This is a genomic window from Micromonospora sp. CA-240977 (assembly GCF_050942285.1).
GTDB lineage: Bacteria > Actinomycetota > Actinomycetes > Mycobacteriales > Micromonosporaceae > Micromonospora.
On the sequence record NZ_CP192055.1, the window covers coordinates 7,371,895 to 7,388,543 of the forward strand.

Here is a 16,649-nt window from a genome sequence, read left to right on the forward strand (position 1 = left end):
AGAGGCGAATCGATTCGCTAATCGATCGGCGCTGCGTCGATGAGCCGGCGACACGGAATGCCTGAGCGCGATGCCCTAGCACTCCGGAAGGGTCGTACTCATCGGTGGCCACTCGAAGCCTGCGAGGCGTCAGGAGCAGGAAGTAACCGTCTTGAAACCTTGACTTCACGCTCGTTGCACCCATTAATGCATACCTATGTATTCGGGCCGCAACCATCCTTCCCGGATGGTCGGCGACGCCGGCAGACTTGTCGAATCGATTCGAGTATCGGCCTTGAGGCTGTGCCCTGAACCGGTCTTGCGGAGCTGGCGGATGAGTCACAGGAGGTAGCCGTGCATCATACGAACGTCCACTGGGGTGGCCGATTGTCGGCGTTGGCCAGAGGGCTGGCCGCGACCGTGGCGCTCAGCCTGCCTCTGACGCTGGGTGGCCTGACCCTGGCGCCCCCCGGGTCGACCCTGGCCGCGCCGGTCGCGACGCAGAGTGTCGCGGCCGCCGGACTTGACGGTGTGGCGGCCGGCAACGCCGCGATCGCCTCGGTCGACCTGGCCGGGACGTGGACCTTCACGCCCGCGGGTCGGGGGGCGACCACGATCGCGGTACCCGGTGGCGGCTGGTACAAGCAGGGCTTCACCGACGTGAACGAGGCGGTGTACTCACGCAGCATCACCGTGCCGGACTCGGGGCAGCCGCAGTCAACCTGGATCGAGTTCGGCGCCGTCAACCACCAGGCGACACTGTCTGTCGACGGCCGCGTGGTCGCCACCCAGACGACGGCGTTCACCCCGTCGAACTTCGACATCAGCACATACGCGGCGCCCGGCACCACCCACACGATCACGGTGAACGTGAAGGGCCGCGGCGCGTTGAAGGCATCCAACGGCCGGTACCTGGTGCCCGACGCCGCCACGTGGTCCGAGGCGATACCGCAGGGGATCTTCGGGTCCGCGTTCCTGCGGGTGTACCCGGCGGTGTACGTCAGCGACACATTCGTGCGTACGTCGGTGGCGAACAAGACGCTGACCTACGACGTGACAGTGCGGAACACGTCGGGCAGTTCCCGGTCGGTGACGTTGACCGGGTCGCTGTCGTCCCACAACGGAACGGCTTTCAGCTACCCGGCACTGCCCAGCCGTACGGTCACCGTGGCGGCCCGCTCGACCGTGACCGTGACCGTCGGGCCGGTCGCGTGGAACCTCGACAGCACCTCGTACTGGTGGCCCAATGTGCCGTACCGGTCGGGGTACCGGGCGCAGTTGCACGGGCTGACGGTGCATGCCGTCACCGACGACGGGCACACCAGCGACGCCACGTCCCGGTTCGGGTTCCGGGAGGCCACCCAGAACGGTGACTACTACTACCTCAACGGTGTGCGCGCGAACTTCCGCGGCGACAACCTCCAAGGTGGCGACTATGACCGGATCAACAACGGCGGCAAGGGCGACGCGTACCACACCCTGCCCGGCTTCCTGCCCCCGTCGTCCGGCAACGGCGGCTGGCCGCAGGCGGTGGACAACTACCAGCGGCTGAACTACAACGTGGTGCGCATCCACCAGGAGCCCGGAAGCCCGTACATGTTGGATGTCGCCGACGAGATGGGCCTGATGATCATCGACGAGGTGGCGATTCGCGGCTCCCAATCCTCGCAGGAGTGGCAGAACTCCGTCGGGCGCGACAACATGATCAACCACGCCCGCGCGCTGGTCCTGCGCGACCGCAACCACCCCGCGATCATCCGCTGGAGTCAGAACAACGAGCCGAACCAGAGCGGCCAGGATTCCGAACAGTTCGAGAAGGACCTGTACGCGGCGATGAACGGCGCCGACGGCACCCGGCCGATCATTGTCGAGGTGGGCGTCGGCAACAATGTCAGCCTGTATCCCGGGATGACGTACGCCAACTTCGCGGTGATCCCGCACTACGTCGACGGCTTCGGCAGGTACGGGGAGGGCCTGATCACCGTGAATGGGCGGCCCGACGGCGAGGGCGAGTTCATCTGGCCGGCATGCAACAACAAGCAGGGCTTCGAGTGGTTCGCCACGGCAACCCTGGCCAAGCGCGGCAAGGGCGCCACCGACCTGCGTCCGTACACGCTGCTGTCCGCCTGGGCCAGCGTCGTGCCCGGCGTGCGGAGCACCGACTTCACCCCGGAGGAGGGTGGTCACCCGATCTACGGCGCGGACAATCTGCCCGACCCGTGGAGCAACGCACAGATCCAGCGCGTGCAGGCGGCGTTCAACCCGGTGGCCGCAGTCGACCTCCCCTACTGGTCCGCCTCCGGCAATTCGGACTCGAACGGCACCTTCCCGCTGCCGCAGGCGGTACCCAGCTACGCCCGCAACGCCACGGTGACCCGCAACATCACCGTGTTCAACGACGACTTCACCAACACCTCGGTGAACTTCACCTGGACCGCCCGGCTCGACAGCCCGACCGGCACTGTCGTCGCGTCCGGCAACAACACCCTGACCATCCCACTCGGCTCACGGGTCACCCAACCGGTGTCCTTCACCGCCCCCGCCACCGGCAGCCGCGTGTACCTACAGCTGTCGACCGCGAAGTCCGGCAGCACCGTCTTCACCGACTCGGTCGAATACCTGAACCTCGGCGGAGGCGGCGGAACCGGGCCCGCAGCAGGCACCTACCGCATCGTCAACCGCAACAGCGGCAAGCCCCTCGCCATCGCCGGCAACTCCACCGCCGACGGCGCCAAGGCGATCCAGCAGAGCGGCACCCCCACCTGGACGATCAGCACCACCCAGGACGCCTACACCCTGCGCTACACCGCCTCCGGAAAGATGCTCGACGTCAACGCCGGCAGCACCACGCAGGGCCTGCAACTACAGCAGTGGTCGGCCAATGGCGGCACCAACCAGTCGTGGTACCTGCGGCCCACCGGTGACGGCTACTACACCATCGTCAGCCGCAGCAGCGGACTGACAGCCGACGTCTCCGCCGCCTCGACCAGCGACGGGGCGCAGGTCGTGCAGTGGACCGCCAACGGCGGGACCAACCAGCAGTGGCAGTTCGTACCCGCCTGACCAGTGGCAGAGGTGGTTGACAAGTCCGACCGCCGGTGACCGCCTGACGATCGTTGTGAGGTCTACTCGGGCGCGGGGGTTCCCGCGCCCGGGTAGATCACGAGCCGATCTCACGCCGCCCATCTTCTTGCCGAATCATTCGACAATGCAGAACCGAGAGCAGGTCAACCACACAAGCGACCCAAGCATGATTACGGAAAGTGACGACGCCCACCTGACACCCACGCGACACCCACTGTCCAACCGGGACGATCAACAAAAAACGCCTGACCGCGTTTCCGCAGGCCAGACGTTGTTTGATCTTGTGCGCCCGAAGGGACTCGAACCCCTAACCTTCTGATCCGTAGTCAGATGCTCTATCCATTGAGCTACGGGCGCTCGTGCTCAGCCAGTCTACACACCCGGCTTTCGCGCGGAGACTCCGGGATTCGAACCCGGGAGGGGCTTTAAGACCCCAACCGCATTAGCAGTGCGGCGCCATAGACCAGACTAGGCGAAGTCTCCCCGGTGATCCGCAGACCACCGCGCCCGAGAATACAGGTCGCCACCCGCCGGGAGCAAAACGACTTCCGGGGTACGCCGACCAGGGGCAGCCCGCCCCCGTGTTTCAGCGCTGTGCGGCGGCGTGATCGGGACTACGCTCCATCGATATGCAGGAGCAGCCGCCCAGCGAGTCGACCCGTCGAGAGCCTGCTGAAAGAGCGCGCCGGCGCTCCCCGCGGCCCACCTTCACACCGCCGACCGCCGTCGAGCAGCCTGGGGAGACGGTGCCACCACCGGCAGCCGTTCCGGCGAGCCCGCGTCCGCGCCGGGCCAAGGCCGCCCCGGCGGTGATCTTCCAGCCTCCGGAGCCGGACCGCCCGCTGCCTCGGCAGCCGCTCCGCTCGGCATCCTCGCCGAGCGCCCCACCCGACGACGCCGCACCCGCCGTCGACCAGGCTGGCCCACCCAAGAAGGCGGACGCCCCCGACCAGGCTGGCCCACCCAAGAAGGCCGCCGCCCCCCAGGCCGACGCAACCGAGTTGGCCGCACCCGCCGTCGACCAGGCCGGCCCGTCGGAGGAGCCCGCACCCGCCGCCAACCGGACCGGCCCACCCGAGGAGCCCGCACCGGCCACCGAGCAGGCCGACGCACCCGCCCGCGACCGGCAACCATCCACCGCGACGTCGACACGCACGCCGACGGCTCGCGCCACCCCTCGTAAGGCCACCCCTCGCAAGGCCGCCGCCGGGAAGGCCACGAAGCCGACCGCCACAGCCCCGGCCGTACCCGCTGCGACCAGCACGACGGACAGCCAGACCAGCACGACGGACAGCCCGACCGACCAGGCGCCAACCCCGGCCAGCGCGACGACCGCGCCGACCCGAAAAGCCGCGCCGACCCAAACAGCCGCTCCGACCAAGAAGGCCGCTCCGACCAAGAAGGCCGCCCCCACCAAGAAGGCCCCACCGACGGAGAAGGCGGCCAACCCGGCCACCCAACCCGCCGTCCCGGCCAGAAGGACCGCCTCGACGGCCGAGCGCGCGGGGACCCCACGCCGGAACGCCGCCTCCGCGGAAGTCACCCCAGCACCGCAGGCCCGAGCGCAGCTCAGCAACCCGGTGCCGACTTCGGGGCGTACCCCGGAATCGGAGCTGCGGGCGGTCGCCGCGCGCGTTCTCGATCACCCCGGCTTCGCGCCGGAGCTGCTGGCGTTGGCTGCGGTGCGGTCACTCGGACCCGGCGCGGCCGAGTGGGCCGCGCGGCTGCGCGACAGGTATCCGGACGCGCCGGCGGACGGCCTGGCCCGGCTGGTGACCCGGCGGTATGTGCGGGCGGCGGGCGCGGGCGGGGCGACCGCGGCGCTTGCTGGTTTCTTCGCGCCGCTCGCCGAGTTGGCCTCGGTGTTGTGGACGCAGGCGAACCTGGTGTTGCACCTGGCGGCGGTGTACGGCAGGGATCCGGCGCATCCCGACCGGGCCGTCGAGCTGCTGGTGCTGACCCAGGTGCACCCGGACGCGGTGAGCGCGCGGGAGGCCCTGACTGCCGCGCGGACGGCCGGCGATCCGGTCGAGGGCGCCTGGCCGCGGGCGGCGGAGGCGGCCTGGCGGTTGGCCGCGCCGCTCACCGCGCAGGCTGGCGGTTGGGTGGCGTTGCGGCTGGTGGCCCGGCTGTTGCCGGGCGCGGCGGTGCTGGCGGCGGCGCTTGGCGACGCGGCGGCGACCGACCGGCTCGCCGCTCGAACGGTGGCCGCCTACCGGCGCTGATCCGTCAGAGCCAGTCGAACCACTCTTTGGGCAGCGACGCGTAGCCGACGAAGGCGACGACGTCGAGCAGGGTGTGCGCGATGATCAGCGGCAGCACCCGCCTGGTACGCAGGTAGAAGAGGCTGAAGATCACGCCCATCACCGCGTTGCCGACGAACGCGCCGAAGCCCTGGTAGAGGTGGTACGAGCCGCGCAGGAGCGCACTGGCCGCGATGATCGCGGCGAGCCGCCACTGGAGCTGGCGCAGCCGGGTGACCAGGTAGCCGACCACGATCACCTCTTCCAGCACGGCGTTCTGCACGGCGGCGAGGATCAGTACGGGCACCGCCCACCAGACCGACGGCAGCGCGGCCGGCACCAGCGTGGCGTTGAGGCCGAGCTGGGCCGCGACGAAGAACAGGGCCAGTCCGGGCAGGCCGATCAGCGCGGCCAGACCGGCGCCGCGGGCCAGATCCTGGCCGGGCCGCCGGGCGTCCACGCCGAGGGTCCGCGCCGGGTCGCCGGGGTCACGGCTGAGCAGGTGTACGGCGAGCAGCACCGGCAGCAGCGCGAACACGATGCCGAGGAGCTGGTAGGTGAGGTCCAGCCAGGGCCGGGTCGAAGCTGACGTGTTCAGCGAGGCGGTCTGCTTGGAGAGCGGACCCTCGGCGGTCAGCTTCGCGATGATCGAGACCACCGCGTAGACCGCCGACTGACCGAGGGACAGGCCGAGGACCAGCAGCGTTTCGGTGCCCAGCAGACGGCGGGACACCGGGCGGGTCAGCTCAACTGTCACCGCACCACTCTGCCCGACGAGCGAGACCGGTGGCACGGGCGACCGGTCAGCATGAGCCGATCGCACATTCTGTGCGACCAGTCGACACTCTCCGTGGAGATTCTATGGGCGCCCGATCCGCTGTCGACTGGAGGAGGAGCGCCCCGTGGACAACCTCGCACGGTTGCTGAAGGAGAGCTGGACCTTGGTCGAGGACGATCGGGCCCGACTGACCGACCACTTCTACGCCCGGATGTTCCTGCTCGATCCCGCCCTGCGGCACCTCTTCCCGGTGCAGATGACCGGCCAGGGCGACCGGCTGCTGGAAGCGATCATCACGGCGATCCACACTGTCGACGACCCGGAGAGCTTCGACGAGTTTCTCCGGGCGCTGGGCCGCGACCACCGGAAGTACCACGTCGACGACCGGCACTACGCGACGATGGGCACGGCCCTGCTGGACGCGCTGCGCGGCACTGCCCGCGACAGCTGGAACCTGGAGTACGACCAGGCGTGGCGGGAGGCCTACGGGGCGGTCGCCGCCCGGATGATGGCCGGGGCGGCCGATGACGACGGCCCGCCGTTCTGGCACGCCGAGGTGCTGACCCACGAGCGCTACGGCCCGGACACCGCCGTGTTCACCTGCCGGGCGTTGCAGCATCCACTGCGGTGGCAGGCCGGGCAGTACGTCAGCCTGGAGGTGCCGCGCCACCGCCCCCGGGAGTGGCGGAACTACTCGGTGGCGAACGCCCCGAACGACGACAACGTGTTGGAGTTCCACGTCCGGTCGCCGGGGGCCGGTTGGGTGTCCGGTGCACTGGTGCGTCGGGTGCGGCCGGGTGACCTGCTCCGCCTGGCGGCGCCGATGGGGTCGATGACCCTGGACCGCTCCTCGGAACGGGACATCCTCTGCGTGGCCGGCGGAGTCGGCCTGGCACCGATCAAGGCGCTGGTGGAGGACCTCGCCACCTACAACCGCACCCGGTGGGTGCACGTCTTCTACGGCGCCCGGCAGGCAGCGGACCTGTACGGCCTGGCCGGGTTGGAGGAGTTGGTCGCCGTACACCCGTGGTTGTCGGTCACCGCGGCGTGCAGCGACGACCCGGACTTCGACGGTGAGCTGGGCGACATCCCGGAGGTGGTGGCCCGGTACGGCCCGTGGACCGCGCACGACTGCTACGTCTCCGGCTCGGCCCGGATGGTCCGGTCCACGCTGCGGGTGCTCGCCGCGGACGAGGTGCCACCGCCGCACATCCGCTACGACACCTTCGGTGACCTCTAGACGTTCCTCCCCCCACACCGGGGCGCGTGCCCCTGCCCCCTGGGGCACGCGCCCCGGTCCCTCGCTTGTCAGTAGCGCCAGGGGTGCCCGGTCTCGCGGTATTCCTCGACCGGCACCAGCGGCACGCCCGGTGCCATCAGGTCGACGTAGAGGCGGCCTTCCAGGTGGTCGATCTCGTGTGCGACGAGCCGGGCCATGCCGAACTCGAACGAGGTGATGATCCGGCTGCCGTCCCACTGGGCGTGTTCGACGTCCAGTCGCAGCGGTCGGGGCACCAGACCTCGGTGATCGAAGAAGGACAGGCAGCCCTCGTACTGCTCGTCGGTGTCCGGGGCGGCGTCGACCACCCGGGGGTTGAGCAGCACTACCGGTTCTGCCGACCGGTCGGGGGGCCGCACCACTGCCGCCGCCCGGCCGATGCCGAGCTGCGGGGCGGCGACGCCCACCCCCTTGTTGAACGGGTGCAGTTCGTCGAGTCGGGCCAGGGCCATGGTGAGCCGGTCGACCACATCCCGCGCGACCGGCTCCTCCCCGGGCAGGTCGAACGGGCGGACGCGCTGGCGGAGCAGGTCGTCGCCGCGCTGCACGATGCCGAGGCCGCGCATCCGGTCGCTGGGGCGTACCCGGACACCGCCGGGGCCGTTGTCCGGTTCGGTGTCCGGTCGGGCGCGGAAGCGCCACTGCATCCGGTAGCGGGCGTTCAGCGGCGGGTCGTCGGTCTGCCACTCGTAGATCGCCCGGTCACCCTCGTCGTGGCGCTGCGGGGCCGTCCGCAGCGGGCCCTCCTCCGCGGAGAGCGAGGTTTCCTCGCCCCAGACCTGTGGGTCGAGCGCCGCGGGCAGGTCCAGCCGTACGGCGAGCTGTCGGGTGGGGAGCCGGACGGCCCGCTGGAACCAGGGCCCCCACTTCTCGTGCCCGACGCTGTACGCGTACTCGATGGTGGCCCGGTCGCCCGGATAGAGCGGGAAGCGGCGTTCCCCGTTCTCGAAGAGCAGCCAGATCTCCTTGAACGCGTCCCGATCGTGTTTGGCTCGCCAGTGCATCGGCTCCGGGTCGCCGCTGCCGTCGTCCCGGCGGGCCTGCAGTTGCAGCTCGGCGAACGTGAGTTGGTGCTCGCGGTGGTGCCGGTTGGAGCGGCCGGGATCGTTCGGGTAGCGGTCGACGGCGACCCGGATCAGGTACCGGGTGACCGGCTCGGTCCCGGCGTTGTACAGCTCACGGCGGATCATGCACCGGTAACCGTCGTCGGTGTGGGTGAGGACGGCGAGTTCCCGTTCCACGACGAGGCCGGTGCCGGGCGGCAACCACTGTCCGGGCAGGTGGGACTCGCGGTGCGACTGACCCGCGCGGGCGTGCCGCAGGTCGTCGTACTCCCGGAAGCGTTGCCAGATCGCGCCGTTGGCTTCCAGGACGGCCTCGGCCCGGCGGGCGAAGTCCTCGGTCGGGCGGTGTCGGCGCCCTTCGACGTGGCTCACGTAGGACGGGTCGAACCCCATGAGAACGGCCAGTTGTTTCTTGGACAGCCCGCGCCCGGTCCGTTGCCTGGCGAGCTCGGCCGCGAAGGAGTCGGCAGCCCGTTCGAGGGGTGAGGTCGTCATCGGCTTCCTCGTGGCCGGGGCATTAAGTTTCACGTTCTGTGCCTGAGCACACACGCAACTGGCATCTTTTCGACACACCGCTTGACAATCCACCGACCGCCGTCAATCGTGCGGCGCCGTTTCTCGGCCCACACGGCGGGTAGTACGCGGAACGCGGAGCGCTGCTCGCACCACAGGCAGGTGACCTGGGCCTCCCGGGTCAGACCAAGGTGAGGCTTCCCTTAGACCCGCACGTCTGGTTAGGCTAGCCTTAGCTCAGGACGGCACTCGCCCGTCCGCCGGGGCACCTCCCCGGTCACGCAAACGGGGGATGACTCAGGTGACAGCGGTGATGCCGAGGCGGGACGCCGTCGCCATGCCGCTCGCCCCCGTCACCGCGGCGCTCCGGGCCATGTTCGGCACCGACGACGTTCCCGGGCTCGCCCGGGGCCTGGTGGTCGACGACGAGTTCGGCTGGGCGCCCGCCACCACCCTGATCGACGGCAGTCGGCTGCCGGAGTTGCTGCGCGGCGCCGCCGTCCGCTGGGGTGGCACCCCGCACGCCTGCGCGGCGTTGGCCTGGAAGTCGTACAGCTACTGGACGTCGCTGCCGGTAGTGCTCGGCTGGGCCTCCGCCCGACGGGTACCGCTTGTCGATCCGGCCGACGTGCTGATCCACTTCGAGGACCACCGGCAGCTGCTCACCATGGGCCTGCGTCGCGGGACCACCGTCGCGGTGCTGCCGAACGACCCGTTGGCCCTCGCCGGCCTGCCGGAGGTGCGGGTCGTCGCCGACGAGGCGGAGCTGCTGGCCGCGCTGCGCGCCGCACTGCTCGACGCGCACCTCGCACCGCTCATCACGGCGATCCAGTCGGAGGTCCGGGTGGGCACCCGGACGCTGCTCGGCTCGGTCGCCTCCGGCATCGCGCACGGCATCCTGCGGGCCGCGGACGGCCTGCCCGGCTCGACGGTGCAGAGCATCGACACCCTGCTCGGCGCGCTCGACCTGGCCGACCTCATCGAGCTGGTGCCGGGGCCGACAGGTGAGCCGAGCGTGCAGCGGCGCACCTGCTGCCTCGCCTTCACCCTGCCCCGTCCCAAGGTCTGCCAGGGCTGCTGCGTCCGTTAGACAGTCGTGTCGGGTCAGTCGGTGAACGACCGGACGTCCCAGACCCACACACCCCCGGTGCGGACCGGTTGGATCCCGGTCAGCTCGGTCATCCCCCGACGCAGCGCGGTCTCCTGCTCGTGCGGCCCGAGGATGACCACCCCCGCCCGCCAGAAGCGCAGGTCGTCGACCGCTCGGACCCGTGCCTGCGGGGTGATCGGCGGCACCGCCCCGGTACGCCGGATGGTGGCGAAGAAGCTGCTTGTGGGCCGGGGCGGCGCACCGAACAACGCGACGCGCGGAGGATCGGCGCTCGGGCGGGTGTCCGGGCCGAGGAAGTAGCCACGGGCCAGCGGCATGTCCAGCCGGGTCTCCGCCGCCCACCGCAGCGGCTCCGCGTAGGTGGTGTCCGGCAGCGGCAGGGCCACCACGCTGCGCCCACCTGTCACGTACTGACGCCAGGCCCCACTTGTCACGAACGTGGGGACCGGATCGAGGTCGGCCACGGGCAGCGGAGTCGGGACGATCGGCAGCAGAGCCATCGTGAGCACTGTTGCGGTGACGAAGCGGACCTGCCCCCTGGCGACCGGGTGCGCGCCGGCCAGTTCGCGGGCACGTTCGGCGCCGTAGGCGAGGAGCAGCCCGACGATCGGGGTGATCGCCAACGCCCACCGGGTCGGCACCACCGAGTGCAGGATCGGCAGGTTCTCCAGCGCCGCCCAGGGCCCCGGCACCCCGGTACCCCGGTTGTCGAAGCGGATCTCCCGGCCCAGCGAGAGCACCGTGAAGAGCAGCCCGAGCGCGGCCAGGGCGAGCACCACGACCGAGCGCCGCAACCACCAGACCAGGGCGAGCACCAGCACCACAAGCGCCCAACCGAAGAAGCTGTTCTCCTCGGTCGGGTTCTTGGCCAGGCCCGCGGCGGTGCGCGGGCTGCCGGCCAGGGACTCCCGGGAGTACGCGACGAACGACGCCAGGTCACTCGAATAGCCGCGGATCAGCCGGGACAGCCCGGAGTACGCGTCCGGTCCGAAGAACTGCACGTACAGGGGGTACGCGAGCAGCAGCGCGGAGAGCCCGGCGGCCACGGCGAGGCCGGCGAGGAAGGACCGGGCCCGCGGCCGTAGCTCGGCACGACCGAGGGCGAGCACGCCGATGACCAGGCCGAGCCCGATCGCCGTCATCAGCAGGATCTCCAGGTTGAGGAAGGCCTGCCAGACGATCACGAGCGCGAGGAGGATGCCGTTGCGCAGCCAGCGGCCCGGTTCACCGAGCCGCAGGGTCCGCCAGATGATCAACGGGACGACGAACTGCGACACGATGTTCGGGTGCCCGTTGGCGTGCGACACCATGGCCGGCGCGAACGCGCAGAAGCCGCCACCCAGCCACGCCGGCCCACGGCTGCCGATCAGGACGCGGGAGAGCAGGAAGTACCAGGCGGTGGCGGTGGCAATCATGCCGACGGTGAGAAAGACCAGGAATGCCACTCTCGGCCCCAGGAGCAGGGTGACGGGCGTCAGTGGCAACGAAATGGATAATACGGACGTATTGGCCATCAGATTCACGCCGTCCGGGACGTTCATCTGATTGGAATGGAACGGATACGCAAACTGTGTGACGACTCGTGCACCGTGCGCCATCATCCATTCGAACTGCGACTGATCGGACTGGTTGTCCCGTACGCCACTGCCCGGGTCCAACCAGAGTCGAGCGGTCACCCACAGACCGAGGGCCACGAAGCTCAGCACGGCGAGCAGATCGGTCCACTTCCCCTTGCGGGAAGGCCGAACCCGCCCCGGCTCCCCCTGCGCCGACGGCGCGGCGGCCGAACCGTCGCTGTCGCTGGGCGCGTCCGGCTCAGGAGTAGTCATGACAATTCACAGAGTAGTCAGGGCATGGCGCTGCCGTGACATGTTTCGGGGTACTGCCGTACTATGTGCCGGGTTCGCCGACCGCCGATCACGAACCCACCCCCGACCACAATTCGGCCACCCCCGATGCCCCGATTCTTCTGCCGTCCCAGCGGATGATTCACTCTGTCGGTCCAGGCACGGGTCGAGTTCATATCGTGAGGAATCGACGCATGGCAGAAATCACTGGGGATCAGCGCGTTCAGTCCGAGGTGTTGGAAGGCCTGGCGACCGCTGTCAACCACCGTCGCTGGTTCATCGAGCTGGCCGTGCCGTACCTCGGCGACGACCCGATCGAGATCGGCAGCGGCCTCGGTGACTACGCGCTGGAGTGGTCCGAGCTGCTGCCCCGGTTCACCGCGACCGAGGCCGACCCGGACCGGCTGGTGCAGCTCAAGGAGCGCCTCGCCGACCGGCCGAACATCGACGTCCGGCAGATGCTGCTGCCGCACAGCGACCGGGGCAACTACAGCGCCGCGGTCTCGTACAACGTCCTGGAGCACATCGAGGACCACGTGGGCGCGCTCAGCAGCATGCGCGACCTGGTCCGACCCGGCGGTGCCGTGATCATCATCGTGCCGGCGTTCCAGTTCGCGATGAGCCCGGCCGACATCGCCACCGGGCACGTCCGCCGCTACACGAAGAAGACACTGCACGCGGCGATGACCGAGGCCGGCCTGACTGTCGAGAAAATGCACTACGCCAACGCGCTGGGGCTGATCGGCTACTTCATGGCCACCAAGGTCTTCCGGCTGATGCCGAAGGAGGGCCCGATGGTCAAGGTGTACGACACAGTGGTCCTGCCCGCCACCAAGGCCGCCGAGCAGGTCGTCCGCCCCCCGTTCGGCCAGTCGGTCTTCGCCGTGGCCCGCGTCCCGTCCTGACCCGCCCACCCCGCGATCTTGCGCTCGCCCCGATGGTCAAGCACAAGATCGCGGGGTACGGATCATTCCTTGATCTGGTAGGTCGGGCGGATCACCGCTCGGGCCAGGGTGTGGAACGTGAGGTTGAAGCCGACGTAGGCGGGGCTGGCGTCCGGAGTCAGGTCCAGCCGGTCGACGTCCACGGCGTGCACCGCGAAGACGTACCGGTGCGGGCGGTCGCCGGGCGGCGGCGCCGCACCGCCGTAAGCCTGCTCGCCGTAGTCGTTACGGACGGCGAACGCCCCACCGAGGTCCGCGCCGGCCGCGCCACCGGCGCCGCTTGGCAACTGCGTGACAGCGACCGGCACGTTCACGAGCACCCAGTGCCAGAAACCGCTGCCGGTCGGCGCGTCGGGGTCGTAGCAGGTCACCGCGAAGCTCTTCGTCTCGGCGGGGAAGTCCGACCAGGTGAGCTGCGGCGAGACGTTGTCACCCCCGGTGCTGCCATGCGCGTGCCGGGCGTCCATCGGCTCACCGTTCTGCACGTCGTCACTTGTCAGCGTGAACGAGGGCAGCGTCGGCAGCAGCTCGTACGGGTCCGGGGCGATCGGTCGTTCCAGGGTCATCAGAACGCGTCCTTCCGGTGTGCGGAGATATCAGCCCCTTCTTACCCCGTTCCGGGGCCGCCGACGACCGGTTGGGCGCTGTCCGGGCATCGCCAGCGCGGATATGATCATCGCCGCAACGTCCACGGGGGAAATTCTTGAACATCTGGCGCGACTTCCTGGTCGCCGTCGTCACCGCGCTCCGCAAACCGGACGAGCAGTCGCTCGCCCGGGAACGCCGACGCGCTGTCGAACGACTTGCCGAAGAGACGATCCGCGAGGAGCGGCGGGCCGCAGACCCACCAGAGTGACCACGCCGCTCAACGAGCCCACCCGACAAAGCGCTCGAACAGTTCGCCAGCGGCGACGGCGGGCAACTCCGTGACCACCACCGCGTGCAGACTGCCCAGGTACATGGACAGCCCGATCCGATCCTGGCCGTACGCCTCGGACAGCCGCACTCGGGCCGGCGCGCAGGGCCACGGCGTGTCCTGCTCGCAGCTGCGGCAGGTCCACTCGGGCCGGCGCGGGATGTGTTGGTCGTCGAGGCGGCTCGCCAAGACAGCGGCGGCCCGTTGGCCCTGTGCCGATCGGGCATCCACGGCCGCTCTGACTGTGGTGGGGACCTCGCCCATCATCGGCCAGCACCGCAGTCCCGATTGCCGGCGGAGTGACGCCGAGCTTGAGCCAACAACCGTTCCCGGGCAGCTTCCTGCTCTGCGCGTTGGATCGCCGGGCCGGCAGCACCGAGCGGAACAAAAGCCGCCAGCCGCCTAGCTTGCCGACGGAGCAGGTTGAACGGCCACATCATCGCGGTGCCCTCCCGTCTAGGGGCGACGGGTCATCCCCCAATCGAGGGCGATGCCGCGCACCCACTGCAATCGTGAGCACACGCTAGGCAGCGAAGGAGGGGGTGCAGGGTACGCGGCGTACCCAGCGACAGGAGGTACCCCTACAGCTCTGGCACCGCGATCCTGCTCTCCAACTGGATCGCCTCGGCACGGATGGCAGCCGGTGCCTCCCGGGCCAGTCGGCCCGCCAACTCCTGAGCCGCTGGCGAGTATCGGACCGTCTCGGGAGAGGTGGCCTCCGCGAGGCCCAACAGGTGAAGCGTTGCCTCTTGCGCCCCCTCCAGGTCGGCCGAGCGAGCCAACTCCACGTAGTGCCGGCCCCGCCGCTCAGTCGACGGGATCGACGCCGGGTCGAGCGAATGCGCCCGCCGTTGCGCCTCGTCAGGATCGCCCAGGTCGACCGCGCACATCACCGCGTACACGTCGACCAACGGTCGCGACACCCGAGTGCGAAGGCCGACGAAACCAGCCGGCAGGGCCTGCTCGACCACCCGCCGAGCGGCATCCCAGTCGGACCAGGCGCCCTGGTCACCGGTACGAGCCCGCGTCAACGCGGTACAGAGATGCAGGTCGGCCAGCATCTCGGCCCACTCGCTGCCACCATCGGCAACTCGGGGCTCGATCAGACCGCGAGCCTCCCGCAAGCGCTCCAACGCCTCGTCACCCCGGCCGACGGCCCGCAACAGGTGCGCCGCGTACCAGGTGGACTGGGCGATGGCGAGGGGGTCGTCAGCGTCGAGGGCCGCTGCCATGCCGCGGTCGACAGTCAGCCAACACAGCTCGCGGTCACCGTGCCAGGCAAGGTAGGCCTGCGCGAGGTGGTGCGCCTGGGCGAGCAGAGCGAGGCTGTCACGCCGGTCGTCGCCGGTGTGCAGCCGGGCAGCCCGCTGAGTGGCGTCGAGCAGCCCGGGAAGGATGACGCTCACCTCGGTGCGCTGATGCCGAGACGTGTGCCAGGTCTGCCACGCGGAGTCGACAGCGCCGCGCAGGTAGTCGGGGGAATCCGGTTCACCGGAGATAGAAATGTGCCAGGCGGTGAGTGCCCGGCGGACATCGCCGATCGCGGGATGACTGGGTCGACCATCCAGGGACAGGGTCACCTGTGGGCCGAACAGATCACCAAGGTCACGCACGCCGAGGTGGGGTGCTACCTGTTGGGCGGCCCGCAGGGTCAGGCCGCGACGCCCGTTTTCCACGAACTTGATGGTGGTCGGCGACAGCCCGGCAAGGCCGGCGAGCTGCTCGCGGGAGAGGCCGGCGGCTCGACGAAGCCGCTCGACGCGCTGGCCGGGGGTGGGTTGCTGATCCGCCATGAAGCACCTCGCCGTGTGGGGTACATCGTGTACCCGACCATACGCCGCGATTAGGCACCCGTCGATGCCTACTCGCTGCGGTAGTTGATTCACTCGCATTCACTGGTATCGGCGTATTCCTGAGCACCGAACACCCCGGCTTCCGGGAAGCCGAGTGGATCAAGCTCGGCGTTCGGGTTGGCGGAGGGTGTGGGAGGTAACCGCCACCACCGACACACGGAAGCGCCCCCGGTCATACCGGCCGGGGGCGCTTCGCGCTATGCCTACGAACTCCTGGACTGTCGCATTGACGACCCGAGTAGGGCGTTTCGCCGCAGGTGTTCCATACCGTGCTCACTCTCGGTCTGATCCCGTTGACGTGGCTGTGACCGAGCGCGCCTGTTAGTCGATCTTCTGGGTATGTAACCTCAAGAGGCAAGGAGCGTTTACCAAGTGTCACGCCCCAAGCACAGGTACAAAGAACTTGAGGACGTTCTCCAGGACGCCGAGCGCAAGGACTGGAGGATCACCGGCGGTGGGAAGAGCTACTTCAAGATGTACTGCCCCTGTCCGGAGAAGCACTGGAAGACCGTGAAGTGCACCCCCTCGGGGGCGAACTACTTGAGAGACCTGATCGGGCAGCTCAAGCGGGCTACATGCTGGGAGAAAGGTTGATCATGCGGCAGCATCGCATCGCGATCCAGATGACGCTCGAAAGCGACCCTCACGGGACTGACGCGCAGTACGAAGACTTCCTCGACGCCGTCCAGGAGCACCTGGACGAGCTGGAGCACGAGGTGCAAATGGCCGCGAGTCTCGCTGACCGCACGGTCGAGTTCGCCACGAGCATCGAGGCCCCTGACTTCGAGAGCGCCGCCAACGCCCTGCTGGTCCAGATCCGCACAGCTCTACACGCGGCCGAGTGCCACACTGACGACTGGCCGCAGTACGTAGCGACCGACCGCAACCTGCGGGAGCTGCAAGAGGCATGATCTAGCGCCCAACTATGCGCCCTCGGCTGTGATGGCTGGGGGCGCTTCGTCGTCTACCGACACATCGGGTGGCGCTACGGCCGTCCCCCGCTGAGGCCAACGCACACGATGAGCAGACCCAGCCCAT

The 16,649-nt window shown here is 69.4% G+C and carries 14 protein-coding genes and 2 tRNA genes; 8 read left to right on the forward strand and 8 right to left on the reverse strand.

Annotated elements, in window-relative coordinates; translation table 11 throughout:
- Window positions 1-333 precede the first annotated feature (333 nt).
- Window positions 334-3,042: an RICIN domain-containing protein gene (locus tag ACQPWW_RS33595; RefSeq protein WP_433127807.1), complete on the forward strand. Its 2,709-nt coding sequence runs from the start codon at window positions 334-336 to the stop codon at window positions 3,040-3,042.
- 305 nt (window positions 3,043-3,347) lie between these two features.
- Here ACQPWW_RS33595 and ACQPWW_RS33600 read toward each other — a convergent pair.
- Window positions 3,348-3,420, reverse strand: a tRNA-Arg gene (locus ACQPWW_RS33600).
- 35 nt (window positions 3,421-3,455) lie between these two features.
- A tRNA-Ser gene (locus tag ACQPWW_RS33605) sits at window positions 3,456-3,546 on the reverse strand.
- Window positions 3,547-3,809: 263 nt separating this feature from the next.
- Between ACQPWW_RS33605 and ACQPWW_RS33610 the strand changes: the two genes are divergently transcribed.
- The gene (locus tag ACQPWW_RS33610) at window positions 3,810-5,288 is read left to right on the forward strand and encodes a hypothetical protein (protein ID WP_433127808.1); all 1,479 of its coding nucleotides are present in this window, start codon (window positions 3,810-3,812) and stop codon (window positions 5,286-5,288) included.
- Window positions 5,289-5,292: 4 nt separating this feature from the next.
- On the opposite strand, the gene ACQPWW_RS33615 is transcribed toward ACQPWW_RS33610, so the two are convergent.
- Window positions 5,293-6,063, reverse strand: a complete 771-nt coding sequence (locus ACQPWW_RS33615; protein WP_433127809.1) for a CPBP family intramembrane glutamic endopeptidase — start codon at window positions 6,061-6,063, stop codon at window positions 5,293-5,295.
- A gap of 145 nt (window positions 6,064-6,208) precedes the next feature.
- Here ACQPWW_RS33615 and ACQPWW_RS33620 point away from each other — a divergent pair, with 145 nt between their 5' ends.
- The gene (locus ACQPWW_RS33620) at window positions 6,209-7,324 is read left to right on the forward strand and encodes a globin domain-containing protein (RefSeq protein ID WP_433127810.1); all 1,116 of its coding nucleotides are present in this window, start codon (window positions 6,209-6,211) and stop codon (window positions 7,322-7,324) included.
- A 68-nt stretch (window positions 7,325-7,392) separates the two neighbouring features.
- On the opposite strand, the gene ACQPWW_RS33625 is transcribed toward ACQPWW_RS33620, so the two are convergent.
- The gene (locus ACQPWW_RS33625) at window positions 7,393-8,922 is read right to left on the reverse strand and encodes a peptide deformylase (RefSeq protein WP_433127811.1); all 1,530 of its coding nucleotides are present in this window, start codon (window positions 8,920-8,922) and stop codon (window positions 7,393-7,395) included.
- A 331-nt stretch (window positions 8,923-9,253) separates the two neighbouring features.
- Here ACQPWW_RS33625 and ACQPWW_RS33630 point away from each other — a divergent pair, with 331 nt between their 5' ends.
- Window positions 9,254-10,030, forward strand: a complete 777-nt coding sequence (locus tag ACQPWW_RS33630; RefSeq protein ID WP_433134738.1) for a hypothetical protein — start codon at window positions 9,254-9,256, stop codon at window positions 10,028-10,030.
- Between the two features lie 14 nt (window positions 10,031-10,044).
- Here the strand turns inward: ACQPWW_RS33630 and ACQPWW_RS33635 are convergent, their stop codons facing one another.
- A complete protein-coding gene (locus ACQPWW_RS33635; protein WP_433127812.1) occupies window positions 10,045-11,880 on the reverse strand; it encodes a hypothetical protein in 1,836 nt (611 codons plus the stop codon).
- A gap of 212 nt (window positions 11,881-12,092) precedes the next feature.
- On the opposite strand from ACQPWW_RS33635, the gene ACQPWW_RS33640 reads away from it, so the two are divergent.
- A complete protein-coding gene (locus ACQPWW_RS33640; protein ID WP_433127813.1) occupies window positions 12,093-12,803 on the forward strand; it encodes a class I SAM-dependent methyltransferase in 711 nt (236 codons plus the stop codon).
- 62 nt (window positions 12,804-12,865) lie between these two features.
- Here ACQPWW_RS33640 and ACQPWW_RS33645 read toward each other — a convergent pair whose 3' ends face one another.
- Complete coding sequence (locus ACQPWW_RS33645; RefSeq protein WP_433127814.1) at window positions 12,866-13,408, reverse strand: YbhB/YbcL family Raf kinase inhibitor-like protein; 543 nt, start codon at window positions 13,406-13,408, stop codon at window positions 12,866-12,868.
- 137 nt (window positions 13,409-13,545) lie between these two features.
- Here ACQPWW_RS33645 and ACQPWW_RS33650 point away from each other — a divergent pair, with 137 nt between their 5' ends.
- Window positions 13,546-13,698 carry a hypothetical protein gene (locus tag ACQPWW_RS33650; protein ID WP_433127815.1) on the forward strand — a complete coding sequence of 51 codons (153 nt, stop codon included), beginning with the start codon at window positions 13,546-13,548 and terminating at the stop codon, window positions 13,696-13,698.
- 9 nt (window positions 13,699-13,707) lie between these two features.
- On the opposite strand, the gene ACQPWW_RS33655 is transcribed toward ACQPWW_RS33650, so the two are convergent.
- Entirely contained in the window at window positions 13,708-13,989 is a 282-nt protein-coding gene (locus ACQPWW_RS33655; protein ID WP_433127816.1) for a hypothetical protein, read from the reverse strand.
- Window positions 13,990-14,339: 350 nt separating this feature from the next.
- Complete coding sequence (locus ACQPWW_RS33660) at window positions 14,340-15,551, reverse strand: helix-turn-helix domain-containing protein (protein ID WP_433127817.1); 1,212 nt, start codon at window positions 15,549-15,551, stop codon at window positions 14,340-14,342.
- Between the two features lie 432 nt (window positions 15,552-15,983).
- Between ACQPWW_RS33660 and ACQPWW_RS33665 the strand changes: the two genes are divergently transcribed.
- The gene (locus tag ACQPWW_RS33665) at window positions 15,984-16,205 is read left to right on the forward strand and encodes a hypothetical protein (RefSeq protein ID WP_355004433.1); all 222 of its coding nucleotides are present in this window, start codon (window positions 15,984-15,986) and stop codon (window positions 16,203-16,205) included.
- Window positions 16,206-16,207: 2 nt separating this feature from the next.
- Window positions 16,208-16,522: a hypothetical protein gene (locus tag ACQPWW_RS33670; RefSeq protein ID WP_355004434.1), complete on the forward strand. Its 315-nt coding sequence runs from the start codon at window positions 16,208-16,210 to the stop codon at window positions 16,520-16,522.
- Window positions 16,523-16,649: the final 127 nt, after the last annotated feature.

Bases quoted from the DNA above. Each gene is read 5' to 3' on its own strand.
- ACQPWW_RS33640 (WP_433127813.1), top strand. From the start codon at position 12,093: ATGGCAGAAATCACTGGGGATCAGCGCGTTCAGTCCGAGGTGTTGGAA.
- ACQPWW_RS33635 (WP_433127812.1), bottom strand. From the start codon at position 11,880: ATGACTACTCCTGAGCCGGACGCGCCCAGCGACAGCGACGGTTCGGCC.
- ACQPWW_RS33630 (WP_433134738.1), top strand. From the start codon at position 9,254: ATGCCGAGGCGGGACGCCGTCGCCATGCCGCTCGCCCCCGTCACCGCG.
- ACQPWW_RS33670 (WP_355004434.1), top strand. From the start codon at position 16,208: ATGCGGCAGCATCGCATCGCGATCCAGATGACGCTCGAAAGCGACCCT.
- ACQPWW_RS33660 (WP_433127817.1), bottom strand. From the start codon at position 15,551: ATGGCGGATCAGCAACCCACCCCCGGCCAGCGCGTCGAGCGGCTTCGT.
- ACQPWW_RS33625 (WP_433127811.1), bottom strand. From the start codon at position 8,922: ATGACGACCTCACCCCTCGAACGGGCTGCCGACTCCTTCGCGGCCGAG.
- ACQPWW_RS33645 (WP_433127814.1), bottom strand. From the start codon at position 13,408: ATGACCCTGGAACGACCGATCGCCCCGGACCCGTACGAGCTGCTGCCG.